This is a genomic window from Bacillus sp. FSL M8-0277 (genome assembly GCF_037975305.1).
In the GTDB taxonomy this organism is placed as follows: Bacteria; Bacillota; Bacilli; order Bacillales; family Bacillaceae; genus Bacillus; species Bacillus pumilus.
The window spans coordinates 2,765,234-2,778,131 of the sequence record NZ_CP150255.1; the positions used below are offsets into that span (position 1 = coordinate 2,765,234).

The window sequence follows — 12,898 nt, forward strand, 5'->3', positions numbered from 1 at the left end:
TATGCTGTGCTGTTATATTCTCAGTCTTGCTTATTTTTTGGCAGGTTTCTATGAAGCTTTAAAGATAGCAGGAATAAAAGGAAAAGTAGAAGCTTCTCCTCTTATCTCTTATATGCTTTTAGCTATGCTTTTCACTTTTTTCTCTCATTATTATTGGAAGCTGACGATTTAATTCGGTGTAGATGGTCATTTAATACAGGCAGCTCCCACCCATACCCTATTTCATCATGCTTCTCGCCAGCCAGCTCGAACTGGCTGGTAACGACAAAATGAGGTTGAAGCTTTTGATAAAAATGCTTTGCCGAATTTTGTTCAAATACCCACAGCATGATATTCTGATACCCTTTCTCTATTAAATAGCTCACTCCTTCTGTAATTAAAGCGATACCTGCTCCTGATTTCTGTTTCTCTTGCAATAAATAGATCGCATAAAGTTCTCCATCATATGTTGGATAGCGCTCATCACGTTGTTTTCCAAAAGAAGCAAAACCAAATACCCCCTCGTCATCTTCTGCGACAAACGTCCCTTCAAGTGACCTTCTTCTCCAGCTCTCTTCTCGATCTTCTATATTTAAACCATCCAAATAATCCTGATTAATAATGCCTTGATAAGTCGTCTGCCAGCTCTTCACATGTATTTCGGCAATTTTAGGAATATCTTTTTGTACAGCATGTCTCACCTTCATCCGCGTCACTCCTTCTCACTGTTTTCATCCTATCTTTATTATGATAAATTCCTATTTCCTAAAATTCAATCAATAAAGGATATTCGTTGACATTTTGTCAACACACCTTTATATTGGGTACGACTTCTTCTATAGAAGAGTTGATACATCATACAAAGGATGGCGTAAAATGGATTCTAAAACAACTGAGCTTGGGTCTCTCTTAAAGGAAAGATTGCAACAACGTTCTTTATCTTTAAGAGAGCTCAGCACATACACAGAAATTGATAAAGCGACACTGTCTCGAATCATGAATGGAAAAAGAAAACCAACTTTGAATCATCTGCAGCAGCTTTCAGATTCTCTGAACCTATCATTAGATCAACTATTAGCTGCTGCAGGGTTTCCAATCAAAAACGAAAAGGTACATAGTGATACGTTCATACAAACGGTCGTAGAAATCGAAACAACACTGAAAGATGAGAAGGTCTACGACGGTACATTTAGTCAGACCAAATTGAAACAAAAGCTAAACGAATATGAGACCTATAGCCAAACAAACGAGGGAAAAGAAACGATCTCAGCAAAGTTTGAGAAAAAGATGGAGGCGGTAAACGGCGCCGGGCCATTCCTTCAGCATTTGAAAGACATGTACAGCTTATTTATGACCGGACGAGGTACTTCTCGAGAATTAATGATGATGGGGAGCGCACTCCTTTATTTCATTATGCCTGTTGACTTAATACCAGATTTTATTTTTCCGATCGGCTATATTGATGATGCTGCGGCTGTGAAAATCGTCATAGACCAGCTGACAAATAGGTAACAGGACAAGAAGCTATGAAAAAACAGTACAACATTGACTTCGTACTTTTACTCACTGTGATTTGTTTATTTGTCATCAGCCTAATAGCTGTATATAGCGGATCAGGACAGTATGAATCGCAGGATATGTTTTATTTCGTCAAAAGACAAATTTTCTGGTATATCGTAGGTTTCGGTCTTATGGCTGCTGCTGCATACTTTGATTATGAACTTCTTGAGCGTTTATCTTTTCGGTTATTTACAGGTGGTATTTTTCTCATTATTCTTGTGCACTTTTTCGGAACGAGTCAAAACGGATCCCAAAGATGGATCAGCTTCGGTTCAATCAAAATTCAGCCATCAGAGTTCATGAAAATTTTTGTGATCCTGCTGCTAGCGGCTGTCTTGAACCAATATAAGCATCAGCGATTTTCGTTTAAAGAAAGCATCATTCCTACAAGTAAAGTCGTTTGCTGGACCGTTGTCCCTTTTTTCCTCATCTTAATTCAGCCTGATTTAGGGACAGCGCTCGTGATATTATCTATCGCCTTTACACTGATGCTCGTGTCAGGAATTTCCAGCAAGATGATGACCGCATTAATGGCTTCTTTTCTTGCACTTCTTTCATTTTTGGTCTACTTACACAACGAACACTTTGAGCATTTCACAAAAATCATTAAGCCACATCAGCTTGATCGCATTTATGGCTGGCTCTCCCCCGATGAATTTGATTCAACATACGGGTATCAGCTGAAACAATCGATGCTCGGTATTGGATCAGGTCAATTATCAGGAAGCGGTTTTACAAAGGGGCATCAAGTACAAGGCGGTAATATCCCCGAAGCGCATACGGATTTTATCTTTGCCGTCATTGGTGAGGAGTTTGGTTTTATCGGCGCCTCCCTTTTGATGTGTTTGTACTTAATGATGATTTACCGAATCATTCATGTGGCTATGCATGCTAATACGCTTTATGGTTTGTACATATGTGCAGGAGTCGTTGGGCTGATCGTGTTTCAAGTTTTCCAAAACGTAGGGATGACAATCGGTTTAATGCCTGTGACGGGACTCGCGCTTCCTTTTATCAGCTATGGAGGCAGTGCGCTATTGACTAACATGATCGCCATTGGCCTCGTGTTTAGTGTCAATATCAGGTCATCATCCTATATGTTTGGAGACAACTGGAATTGAAGATGATGGCAGTTCTTCTATCTCATCTCAAAAAAATCGACCGCGTTCTTGCTGGAACGATTGTGTTCCTCTGCTTATTTGGTTTACTGATGGTGTACAGTGCAAGTTATCCTTTAGGAGAAGTGAAGTATGAGAAGGGCAGCTATTTCTTTATCAAACAATGGCAATGGCTCCTGATTGGGGGATTCTTTTTCTTCATTGCCACTCTTTTCCCTTATCAGATTTATCGTAAATGGATGAAATGGCTTGTCATGCTGTCATTGCTATGTCTCATCCTAGTCCTGATTCCTGGAATCGGTGTTGTCAAAAACAATTCACAGCGGTGGATTCAGCTGGGCTCTCTTATGCTCCAACCTTCTGAAGCTGTGAAACTAGTGATGGTGATCTATTTTGCCTATGTGTACGCGAATAAACAGGCGTACATTACATCTTTTAAAAAAGGCGTACTGCCGCCACTCATCCTTTTAAGTCTTGTTTTTTTATTAATCTTAAAACAGCCTGATTTAGGCACAGCTGTGTCTATTTTATTAAGCTGTGGCATCATTTTATTATGCGCTGGGTTGAAAACGCGCCATTTCATTTTGCTAGGATCGACTGCCGTAGCATGTATCACTTTTTTTGCAGTGACAGCTCCTTACCGTTTGAAGCGGCTGACTTCTTTTCGTGATCCCTTTCAGTATGAAGATGGGGATGGCTATCAGTTGATTCATTCGTATCTCGCAATGAATTCCGGCGGGCTGATAGGGAATGGCTTAGGCGGGAGTATTCAAAAGCTAGGCTTTCTTCCCGAAGCGCATACGGATTTTATTATGGCCATTATCAGTGAAGAGCTGGGCATTATGGGGATTTTGATTGTGATAGGTGTATATCTATTCATCATGTATCGCGCAATGCGAATTGTGCAGGCTTTACATGACCCTTTTGGAAAACTGTTAACGATTGGGCTTACGTTTCAAATCATGCTCCAAGCAGTCTTTAATTTAGGCGCTGTCTTTGGTCTTCTTCCGATCACAGGCATTCCGCTTCCTTTCATTAGTTATGGTGGCTCCTCCCTAGTGTTCATGATGATATCTGCTGGTATTCTCGTAAATCTTTCTTCATATGTAAAAAGGAACCCATATCGGGCACATGCCAAATAGACACCTTCTGATGGAAGGTGTCTATTTATTTTATTCTTCTATTTGAGTATCAGCGATCTCTTTTTTTCTTGGCTGTTTGATTTCATTCGTTAGTTCCTGAATGCTTTGCTTCACATTGCCTTTGCCGGAAAAGTTCTCAATAATTTCTTTGACATCAATTCCAGAGGATGCTTTCAGGCTTTCTTGCAGACTGGACATAAGGTTTGTAGCATAGCCAGTGACTTTATTGGCACCGCTGCCTTCTCCGTTACCTCCCGTATCCACAACCGTAATTTTATCAATGTTAGAAAGTGGTGCAGATACTTGCTTCGCATATTCAGGAAGCATTTTCACAATCATATCAAGGATCGCTGCCTGACCATACTGTTCGAACGCTTCAGCGATTTTCTCTTTCGCTTCGGCTTCCGCAAGTCCTTTCAGTCTAATGACTTCGGCTTCCGTTTCCCCTTTTGCACGATCAGCTTCCGCTTTGGCAAGCCCGTCAATTCGGACTTTCTCAGCTTCTGCTTTTGCCATTGCTTCAATGCTGTATTTCTTGGCATCTGCTTCAGCGAGGCATTTCGCTTTTTCCGCTGCAGCTGACTGCTCAACCGCATAACGGTCCGCATCTGCTTTCTTTTTCACTTCAGAATCGTATTGACGCTCACGACGCTGGATCTCTTTTTCTTCTAATTCAATTTGCTTCTGACGTTCAATGATTTTTACTTGCATTTCTTGTTCAGTTACGTGCTGACGGTTACGTGCTGTTTCAAGATCGTACGCTTGGTCGGCACTTGCTTTTGCTGTATCTTGTTCACGTCTGAATTCTGCTCTTTTCAGCTCATTGATCTTTTCTGCTTCAGCGATTTCAGTGGCACGCTCAAGCTCAGATTTCTTCGCATCTTTATCTGCTTCTGCACGTTTGATACGTGTTTCTTTATCTGCTTCTGCTGTTGCAATATCTGCATCGCGTTTCACTTGGGCAATTCTAGGTTTACCTAGTGATTCTAAATAGCCATTTTTATCACGGACATCTTTGATTGTAAACGATACAATGACAAGACCCATTTTCGCTAGATCTTGAGAAGCGACACGCTGTACTTCTTGAGAAAATTTCTCTCTGTTTTTATAAATCTCTTCAACTGTCATTGACCCTAAAATGGAGCGAAGGTGTCCTTCTAAAACTTCTCTCGCTTCGTTTTCGCGGTCTTCTTTTGTTTTACCTAAAAATTGCTCTGCAGCAGTAGCAATTTCTTCAATCGATCCGCCGATTTTAATGATGGCTGTTCCGTCCGCCATGACTGGTACACCTTGTTCAGTATAGACTTCAGGTGTTGAAACATCTAGCTTGCTAGATAGTAAGCTGAGCGGCTCTGCTTGTTGAAAAACAGGGAGTACAAAGGTACCTCCGCCTCTTACAATCTTAATCTTGTTTCCACCTTCATCCACGTGGACATTTTTACTTCCGAGGTAACTTCCTGTGACGATTAACGCTTCATCTGGACCTGCAGTCCGGTATTTCGAAACAAATACACCAATAAGTGCAATCAGAATCACAAGCACAATTCCAATGATAATCAAAATGGTTGTTCCTGGCATAGCATTCCCTCCTAGATTTCTTCATTTGGTATAACTGATAAGACGCCTTTGTTCACTTCGACGACCAGTACCCGAGTTCCATATGGAATCTCCTCTTCGTCGAAGCTGACGGCAGGCTTTGAGATTTTCCCGCTATTACTAATTAACAGCACTTCTCCAAACCCGTCTTTTGGAACAGATACAATGATCTCCCCAGTTCTTCCTTTTAAGTCGGCCTCCGTATATGAGAGAGATTCTTCAGCAGAGGAAAGCGGGACTAAGACAAATACATTCAAACAGGTCACAAGAACCACTGCGAGGATGGCAGATAAGACTGCGCCAAGTCCACTTCCTACAATTGCTGTTTTTTCAGAGATAAACCCTCCAGCCGAGAAAAAGGTAAGAAATGCGAGGATTAATGTTGGTTGAAGGAATGGAACAGGAATCGCTTCAAACAATCCATCAAATACATCGCCGAAAAAGACGAAAACAAGTGTCAGGATTCCTGATATCATCAATATGTATAAATACAGCGTCTGAAGTGGCAGCCCGAACACATCCATCTTCCTCACCCTTTCTTCATGAAATGAACAGCCTTTGTTTCATTTAGACCATGCTCACCTCCAATGTATTCCTTCTAACAGGTAATACGAACCACTTTTGTAAAGGTTTCAAATTTCCTCACAATTCTTCACAGGAATTCGCCGATAGCTCAAGAATGATTGTCATGTACCAGTATGTTAAAATTTGATCTTGAGGTGATGAAAATGAGTTTATTACATGATGCAAGACAAGAATTGTGGCAAGAGCTACAAGGTTTGAACGAAGAGCAATTGAATCAAAAATTATCTGATGATACTTGGAGTATTCAAGAGGTGGCAGATCATTTAAAGAAGATGGACCTCGTGGCAGCAAAACATCTAGCTGCTGAGGGAAAAAAAGCACCGATCAAAGAATATGAGCCAAAGCCGGTGGAAATGGCAGAGGATCGTTCTAGAAAAGCGACTGCGCCTAGTATTGTTGAGCCTGAGCGCAAGCATGTGACACCTACACATTTAAAAGATGAGCTCGATACAGCCCGTGAGCAGCTCAATCAAATTCTATCAACGTTTACTGAGGATGATTTCAAACGCGTCATTGCACACCCTGTGTTTGAAGAGTTATCGCTTAAGCAATATCTTGATTTTATCGGCGCACACGAAAAACGCCATATCCATCAAATCAAAGAAATTAAAGAACAGCTATAAGACATAAAAAAGACTCCCTTTTGGGAGCCTTTTTTCATTGTTACACTGTTTTAGGTGTTAGATCAAAACAGCGAGCATAAATCCAGTTGTACGCTTTTTCGTTTAGATCTCGTGGGTTTCCAATTGTTTGCGGATCTTTCATTGCTTCTTTAGATAAACGGTCAATCATATCTTTTGATACACCTTGTTCTTCTAATGAAGGAACTTCTAGGTCTTCCACTAAATCATACATCCAGTTCACTGCTGCTTTTGCGGCTTCCTCTATTGACATTCGGCTAATATCAATTCCAAATGCTTGCGCAATACGAGCAAATTTTTCGGGATACCCTTTCCAGTTATACTCCATCACCGGTCCCATCATTGCTGCGACACACTGACCATGCGCTACAGGAATAATGCCTCCGAGTGTTTGACTCATCGCATGTGCAGCTCCAGCTGATTCGCTTCCATAAGAAAGCCCGGCAAGCATTGCAGCTTGTGCCATTCCATACCTGGCTTCTAAGTCCTCACCATCGGCAAAGGCACGGCGAATATAATGAGCTGCATATTCAATGGCCATGAGCGCGACCGCATCTGTAATAGGCTGAGCAAATTTCATTGTATAGCATTCAATGGCGTGTGCAAGTGCATCAATTCCAGTCATTGCCGTCACATGAGACGGCATGGATACATGTAGCTCTGGATCAATGACTGTGAGGTGAGCTGCAATGAGCGGGCCACCTGTGTTGAATTTGAATTCTCTTTCTTCATCTGTAATCACTGCCCACTGCGTGACTTCTGAACCTGTACCAGCTGTTGTCGGAATAGTGGTTAAAGGCGGGATTCTGTTTTCAAGCGGTTTTTTCCCCTCTGCCGCTTCGTAATCAAGGACTGAGCCTTCATGCGTCGCTTCTACACCGATCGCCTTCGCTGTATCCATTGAGCTTCCGCCGCCTACTGCAACTAATCCATTACAGCCTTCTTTTTCATATAAAGCAGAGCCTTCATTCACTAAACGGACTGGCGGGTTTGGCTCTACTTTATCAAATAGCACCACATCGATTTGCGCTTCTTTTAATGAAGCAATCACTGGGTCTACCACGCCCGCCAGGTAAATACCTGGGTCTGTTACAAGTAATACCTTTGAGACACCGTATGCTTTTACTTCTTCCCCAACATGTTTCACTGCACCGATGCCATGTTTGATGACAGTCGGAATTTCAAATGTATGGAATTTCTGCATGCTTTCAATTTTCATATTTAATGTCATATAGAATCTCCTCCAAATGTGTGATTTTTATTGAAACCAACGAATCGCTTCAGGTTTTGTATTACGATATACATGCTTCAGTTCCGTATATTCCTCAAGCCCGGTGCGTCCTAATTCACGTCCTAGACCTGATTGCTTATATCCACCCCAAGGTGCTTGAGCGAAATAAGGATGGAAGTCATTGATCCAAACTGTGCCTAATCTTAATTGACGAGCGACTCTTTCGGCCTTGCTGATATCAGTAGACCACACGGCTCCTGCTAATCCATAAATCGTATCGTTTGCCAGCTCAATCACTTCTTCCTCTGTACGAAAGGATTCAACTGTCAATACTGGGCCAAAGACTTCTTCCTGGACAATCCGCATCTCTGACGTGCAGCCTGAGAATATCGTTGGCAAGTAGAAGAACCCATTTGAAAGCTCCTCTGCGTCCGGTCTTTTTCCGCCTGTTTCTAATTTGGCGCCTTCATCTAACCCAATGCTGACGTATTTTTCTACTTTTTCTCGATGCTCAGCTGAGATGAGCGGGCCGCTTTGGGTTTCTTCATCAAAGCCGTTGCCTAGCTTGATTTTTTTCGTGCGCTTCACCAGTTCTTCTAAAAATTCAGCATGAATGGATTCTTCCACTAGCAAACGTGAACCTGCTGAACACACTTGCCCCGCATGGAAAAACACAGCATTCATTGCCTGGTCAACCGCTACGTCTAAATCAGCATCTTGAAACACAATATTCGGATTTTTCCCGCCGAGCTCAAGGGCGATTTTCTTCACATTCCCACTGGCTCCCTGCATGATTTTCTTACCTGTTTCAATACCGCCTGTAAATGAAATCAAATCGACTTGATCATTCACAGCAAGCTCATCACCAACCGTTGCACCCGGCCCAAGGACTAGGTTCGCAACCCCTGCTGGAATGCCTGCTTCTTCCATGAGTTTGAATACTTTGATCGTGGTGAGTGGTGTAATTTCACTTGGCTTTAATACGATTGTATTCCCCGCCGCTAGAGCAGGAGCGATTTTCCAGCTTGCTTGAAGCAATGGATAGTTCCATGGAGTAATTTGCCCGCATACACCGACAGGCTCTCTGACCAATTCGCTTTTAGAGTTCGGAATTGGCGATGCAATGATTTCCCCGCCATCTTTGTCGGCAAGACCGGCGTAATATTGGAACACGTTCGCAATATCGTCCATGTCTGCTTTGCTTTCCTCTACTGTTTTACCAGTATCAAGCGATTCTAATTTGGCTAGTTCATCAAGATCACGTCTAATCAATTCAGCAATCTTAAACACCATATTTCCTCTTTCAAGTCCAGGCAAGTTTGCCCAGTCACCTTGATCGAAGGCTTTTCTCGCTGCCTTAATGGCTAGCTGCGCGTCATTTCTTGATCCTTCACTGACTGTCGCGATCACTTCTTGATTAAATGGATTAATGATATCCCGCGTGTCGCCACTTTTGGCGCCAACCCATTGTCCATCTATAAATAGTGTTTGACTCATAGAAGGAACCTCCTCTGATTCTCTTTGGTAAGTTTGTTAAATAAAAATTTAACGTTTTGAACATAATTAACGTATCATGTTCAAATTTTTCTGTCAAAGGGAGATATGCTTCATTTTCTTTTGACATTTTGCATTCTTTCGTTAACATATAGTCCATAAAGATTTTTTTGAACGTATTGAATTCTCTTAATAGAAAGCAGGGACAGGATGAAAAAGCAGGAACAGCCGCAAGCAGAAGAGCGTATTTTAGCTGCTAAAGATCTAGTCATTGATTCCATAGCTGAAACGATGGATCTCTATGGAATTACACGAAGTGCTGGTATTCTTTATGGGACCATGTATTTAAATGAGGAAATGACGCTGGATGAAATGCGTGAAGAGCTGCAAATGAGCAAGCCGAGTATGAGTACAGGTGTGAAAAAGCTTCAAGACATGAATATAGTCAAAAAGACCTTTCACCGAGGACGAAGAAAACATAGCTTTGTTGCTGAAAAAGACTTTTTTAAGTTTTTCATGAACTTCTTTCCACAAAAGTGGGAACGAGAGGTCGAGGTCAATTTAGCGGCGATAGAAGAAGCGCAAGTCCGGCTTCAAGAGGTGGCTCGTGATGATCAGTTGGAGGAACATATAAGAGAGGAAGCGCAGCAGCTCATAGAGCAGCTTGAAAGCTCAAAAGCCTACTATGACTGGCTGAGACGCTTAGCAGACTCTGTTCATTCAGGGGAAATCTTTGACTATATCCCGATTGATCAGAAAGAAAAATAGACGATGTGTGTGCGTTTTAAAGCTTGAATTTTACAGGAGGATTGATTATAATAAATTAAGTCGTAACACATCGGGGCATTAGCTCAGCTGGGAGAGCGCTACGCTGGCAGCGTAGAGGTCAGCGGTTCGATCCCGCTATGCTCCATACGAAAAACCATTCTTGAGAAATCAAGGATGGTTTTTTATGTATTTATTTCTTACAGCTCTGTTTGTTCTTTGTTTTTTCTTGAGCCTAATATCTTTATGATGCGGTACGCGATCACAGAGACATAAGCCGTGATGAGAATGATTGTGTAAGACACAGGATAATCACTCGTCATTCCGTGATAAAAGAAATAGATGAGCAGCACTGACAGCATGATGACTTGGAACAGTTCCTTTTTCATTTTACTCTCCCCTCATGATAGTGATTCGGTCGATTATATCACAAATGATGTCATTTTTTTCTAGCTATCAGCAAGGGAAATTCCATTCACCTGCTGATAGCCCTTTATGAATGATTACTTTTTTAGCAATTGTTCCATTTTGTTCTTCGTCTTCGGACCGTAAATCCCGTCTGCCGCTAGACCATTCATGAGCTGGAACCGCTTGACCGCATTCGCTGTTTTCGGTCCATAATAGCCATCAACTCCGTTGTTTTTTGCCCCTTTGTCCGGGTAGAAATAGAGTGAGGATAAGGCTTTTTGCACGGCTATGACTTGTGATCCTTTTGTTAAGGGCTTGGTTATTTTTAAGATGCCAGATGGCAAGATATCTAACTTTTTAGATGTACTTGTTTTAGATTTTATCGAGCCATTTGCTAATAATTTTTCAACAGACTTTGTCTTAATTGGCTTTTCAGAAACTTTATTTGATATAAATGACACCAAGAAAGGTCGTTTACCCGCTTGAAGCTGCGTTAAAGTCAAACTGCCCATCATTTCAAGGTGTGGGTAGTCCTTAAAACTCTTCCAGTCTCCACCCCACGAAAACCCTAGTGATTTTCCGATTTGAGCTACTCGACGCCATTTTTCGTTGACTGTCCAAAGTGCTTTTTTTCCATCCGCACTTAATAGAACGTAATCGATCGCTAAACCATAGTTGTGATTTGATTGACCACCTTTAGCGTTGGTGACAATCTTCCCAGGAGCGGTACGACCTTGAGCGTAAAGCTTGTTTTGTTCTGCAAACGAACGGTAGCCAGAAGTAATCTGAACAAAGATACCTTCTTTATATGCTTGCTTGATCATTTCAATCGCACTTTTTTTTACAACCCTGTGAATGCCGGAACCCATATTTCTAATGGAACGGTCGATAAGAGTTTGCAATCCAATTTTTTCAGCCATGTTCTTTCTTCTCCTTTGATTAGTGTATTGAGCATTAAAAAAGCCCCTGCTAAGGGACTTAGAAATTTGTATTTTTTTCTTCTGCTTTTGGTTTTAATAAAGATGTTAATTTTTTGATTGTATTATATGGGGAAGTGATGAACCAACTGACTGCCGCAAAAAGATTGGAGCCTAGACAGCTCACAATGATAAATGCTAATGCGAAATAAAAAACAAGTTGAGTATCTCCGCTCCATTCATTCATGAATTCAGTCTTTCTTAATATAAACACAAAAACAGGATGGAACAAGAAAATTCCTAGTGAATAATCCCCCCACTTTGTCAGAATGCTCTTCTTACTATTTACTGCGATAAGAACAAGCAAACATATCCAAGCTGACAAGAGATAATGAAGGAGCATTTTCATTAAATAACTTTCATCATGAGCCAAAAATCGTTTTATTCCAAAGCTGCCACGAAACAGCCATTCTAAGTTTGGTGTGTACTCAATCAATAAAATTGTTAATGATCCCGTTACTATGAGTAACACCTTTGCCATTGAGGGTTTTATAATCTTATAAACAGCATTCAAGCTTTCCTTTGTCATAAAAAAGCCAGCAAAAAAGAAGGGTGCAAATGAAATTGTCCTTTGATAACTAAGAGTGTAAGATGTAAAATTCGGATAAAACTCTTTCACTGTATTTACGATCACACCTGTGTACTGGCGTGAAATAAAACAGACAATGAATATAATAATAAAGATACTTAATTTCCCTATTAAACTTAGTCTTAACTTTGATAACCCCCAAGCTAGTGCATACCAAAAGAGCATACTTACGATATACCACAAATGAAATTGTGGCTTACCATAATGAAACGATAGGGTTTTATATTCTCCTATAAAATAAAGAAACCAGTCAAAAAACGACTGAAATATAAAGTATAAAAGAAATAGATTAATCATTTTACTTACTTTCATTCTTTTAGCTAAATACCCACTGATAAAAATAAAAAGTGGCATATGAAAAGCGTAAATAAACACAAAAAGCTGATAATAATTCTGCTTATTGAGTTCTATTAAGTGTCCGAAAACAACTAGAAAAATCAACAAGCCCTTTATATTACTTAATTTTAAATCTTTTTCTAACAACTGGCTTCCCTCCAACTCCAATTTTAGGATATATGAAGAAGGAAGCCAGCGCAACTATACATTTATTTTGTTAGCCCTCTTTGTTTCAGGGTATCTTTTTGTAATTGACCTTTGTAGGTCACATAATTGTTTTTAAACCAAGCGATAATGGCTGTCACCATCGTAAAAATGGTGGAACCTGCTACATATAGTGCCTCACCAGCGGTTTGTACTTGCTCCTCACTAATCGGCAGCACCGTCTGTCCAAACATGACAAGCGTTTGATTGATGAGCGCAATAAAAAGAAGCACTGTGCGAATCACTGTGCCTTTGTCGAATGTCTTCATGATT

General features: G+C 40.9%; 14 protein-coding genes and 1 tRNA gene. 6 read left to right on the plus strand and 9 right to left on the minus strand.

Annotated elements, in window-relative coordinates; translation table 11 throughout:
• Positions 1-131: 131 nt before the first annotated feature.
• The gene (locus MKZ05_RS14005) at positions 132-686 is read right to left on the minus strand and encodes a GNAT family N-acetyltransferase (RefSeq protein WP_003212763.1); all 555 of its coding nucleotides are present in this window, start codon (positions 684-686) and stop codon (positions 132-134) included.
• Between the two features lie 169 nt (positions 687-855).
• Between MKZ05_RS14005 and MKZ05_RS14010 the strand changes: the two genes are divergently transcribed.
• Genes MKZ05_RS14010 through ftsW form a run of 3 tightly spaced genes read left to right on the plus strand, consistent with a single transcriptional unit; the run spans position 856 to position 3,799 of the window.
• Entirely contained in the window at positions 856-1,491 is a 636-nt protein-coding gene (locus MKZ05_RS14010; RefSeq protein ID WP_339160387.1) for a DUF1232 domain-containing protein, read from the plus strand.
• Between the two features lie 14 nt (positions 1,492-1,505).
• Positions 1,506-2,660 (plus strand): rod shape-determining protein RodA, encoded by a 1,155-nt coding sequence (gene rodA / locus MKZ05_RS14015; protein ID WP_050943986.1) that lies wholly within the window; start codon positions 1,506-1,508, stop codon positions 2,658-2,660.
• Positions 2,657-3,799 carry a putative lipid II flippase FtsW gene (ftsW, locus tag MKZ05_RS14020; RefSeq protein ID WP_339160388.1) on the plus strand — a complete coding sequence of 381 codons (1,143 nt, stop codon included), beginning with the start codon at positions 2,657-2,659 and terminating at the stop codon, positions 3,797-3,799. The genes rodA and ftsW overlap by 4 nt, the downstream gene beginning before the upstream one ends.
• Positions 3,800-3,829: 30 nt before the next feature.
• Here ftsW and MKZ05_RS14025 read toward each other — a convergent pair whose 3' ends face one another.
• Together MKZ05_RS14025 and MKZ05_RS14030 are read right to left on the minus strand one after the other, a co-directional pair.
• On the minus strand, positions 3,830-5,377 hold the full coding sequence (locus MKZ05_RS14025) for a flotillin family protein (protein WP_339160389.1): 1,548 nt from the start codon (positions 5,375-5,377) through the stop codon (positions 3,830-3,832).
• A gap of 11 nt (positions 5,378-5,388) precedes the next feature.
• Positions 5,389-5,919: a hypothetical protein gene (locus MKZ05_RS14030; protein ID WP_034620073.1), complete on the minus strand. Its 531-nt coding sequence runs from the start codon at positions 5,917-5,919 to the stop codon at positions 5,389-5,391.
• A gap of 204 nt (positions 5,920-6,123) precedes the next feature.
• On the opposite strand from MKZ05_RS14030, the gene MKZ05_RS14035 reads away from it, so the two are divergent.
• Positions 6,124-6,603 carry a DinB family protein gene (locus tag MKZ05_RS14035; RefSeq protein WP_003213650.1) on the plus strand — a complete coding sequence of 160 codons (480 nt, stop codon included), beginning with the start codon at positions 6,124-6,126 and terminating at the stop codon, positions 6,601-6,603.
• A 40-nt stretch (positions 6,604-6,643) separates the two neighbouring features.
• Here the strand turns inward: MKZ05_RS14035 and MKZ05_RS14040 are convergent, their stop codons facing one another.
• Together MKZ05_RS14040 and betB are read right to left on the minus strand one after the other, a co-directional pair.
• Positions 6,644-7,852: an iron-containing alcohol dehydrogenase gene (locus tag MKZ05_RS14040; RefSeq protein ID WP_339160390.1), complete on the minus strand. Its 1,209-nt coding sequence runs from the start codon at positions 7,850-7,852 to the stop codon at positions 6,644-6,646.
• Positions 7,853-7,879: 27 nt separating this feature from the next.
• A complete protein-coding gene (betB, locus tag MKZ05_RS14045) occupies positions 7,880-9,349 on the minus strand; it encodes a betaine-aldehyde dehydrogenase (protein WP_003212701.1) in 1,470 nt (489 codons plus the stop codon).
• A 207-nt stretch (positions 9,350-9,556) separates the two neighbouring features.
• Between betB and MKZ05_RS14050 the strand changes: the two genes are divergently transcribed.
• Positions 9,557-10,114, plus strand: coding sequence for a GbsR/MarR family transcriptional regulator (locus MKZ05_RS14050; RefSeq protein WP_106029201.1), 558 nt, complete (start codon positions 9,557-9,559; stop codon positions 10,112-10,114).
• Between the two features lie 72 nt (positions 10,115-10,186).
• A tRNA-Ala gene (locus MKZ05_RS14055) sits at positions 10,187-10,259 on the plus strand.
• Positions 10,260-10,311: 52 nt separating this feature from the next.
• Here the strand turns inward: MKZ05_RS14055 and MKZ05_RS14060 are convergent.
• The 4 genes from MKZ05_RS14060 to MKZ05_RS14075 all read right to left on the minus strand — a co-directional run bounded on the left by MKZ05_RS14060 (position 10,312) and on the right by MKZ05_RS14075 (position 12,894).
• Positions 10,312-10,500 carry a hypothetical protein gene (locus MKZ05_RS14060; RefSeq protein ID WP_106029225.1) on the minus strand — a complete coding sequence of 63 codons (189 nt, stop codon included), beginning with the start codon at positions 10,498-10,500 and terminating at the stop codon, positions 10,312-10,314.
• Between the two features lie 114 nt (positions 10,501-10,614).
• On the minus strand, positions 10,615-11,439 hold the full coding sequence (locus MKZ05_RS14065; protein ID WP_339160391.1) for a peptidoglycan-binding protein: 825 nt from the start codon (positions 11,437-11,439) through the stop codon (positions 10,615-10,617).
• 58 nt (positions 11,440-11,497) lie between these two features.
• Positions 11,498-12,568 carry an acyltransferase family protein gene (locus MKZ05_RS14070; protein WP_339160392.1) on the minus strand — a complete coding sequence of 357 codons (1,071 nt, stop codon included), beginning with the start codon at positions 12,566-12,568 and terminating at the stop codon, positions 11,498-11,500.
• 62 nt (positions 12,569-12,630) lie between these two features.
• On the minus strand, positions 12,631-12,894 hold the full coding sequence (locus MKZ05_RS14075; protein WP_003212734.1) for a phage holin: 264 nt from the start codon (positions 12,892-12,894) through the stop codon (positions 12,631-12,633).
• Positions 12,895-12,898: the final 4 nt, after the last annotated feature.

Excerpts from the sequence above, each read along its gene's own strand:
- MKZ05_RS14040 (WP_339160390.1), bottom strand. The coding sequence starts at position 7,852 with ATGACATTAAATATGAAAATTGAAAGCATGCAGAAATTCCATACATTT.
- MKZ05_RS14010 (WP_339160387.1), top strand. The coding sequence starts at position 856 with ATGGATTCTAAAACAACTGAGCTTGGGTCTCTCTTAAAGGAAAGATTG.
- MKZ05_RS14075 (WP_003212734.1), bottom strand. The coding sequence starts at position 12,894 with ATGAAGACATTCGACAAAGGCACAGTGATTCGCACAGTGCTTCTTTTT.
- MKZ05_RS14005 (WP_003212763.1), bottom strand. The coding sequence starts at position 686 with ATGAAGGTGAGACATGCTGTACAAAAAGATATTCCTAAAATTGCCGAA.
- rodA (WP_050943986.1), top strand. The coding sequence starts at position 1,506 with ATGAAAAAACAGTACAACATTGACTTCGTACTTTTACTCACTGTGATT.
- MKZ05_RS14035 (WP_003213650.1), top strand. The coding sequence starts at position 6,124 with ATGAGTTTATTACATGATGCAAGACAAGAATTGTGGCAAGAGCTACAA.
- MKZ05_RS14050 (WP_106029201.1), top strand. The coding sequence starts at position 9,557 with ATGAAAAAGCAGGAACAGCCGCAAGCAGAAGAGCGTATTTTAGCTGCT.
- MKZ05_RS14060 (WP_106029225.1), bottom strand. The coding sequence starts at position 10,500 with ATGAAAAAGGAACTGTTCCAAGTCATCATGCTGTCAGTGCTGCTCATC.
- MKZ05_RS14025 (WP_339160389.1), bottom strand. The coding sequence starts at position 5,377 with ATGCCAGGAACAACCATTTTGATTATCATTGGAATTGTGCTTGTGATT.
- betB (WP_003212701.1), bottom strand. The coding sequence starts at position 9,349 with ATGAGTCAAACACTATTTATAGATGGACAATGGGTTGGCGCCAAAAGT.
- MKZ05_RS14030 (WP_034620073.1), bottom strand. The coding sequence starts at position 5,919 with ATGGATGTGTTCGGGCTGCCACTTCAGACGCTGTATTTATACATATTG.
- MKZ05_RS14065 (WP_339160391.1), bottom strand. The coding sequence starts at position 11,439 with ATGGCTGAAAAAATTGGATTGCAAACTCTTATCGACCGTTCCATTAGA.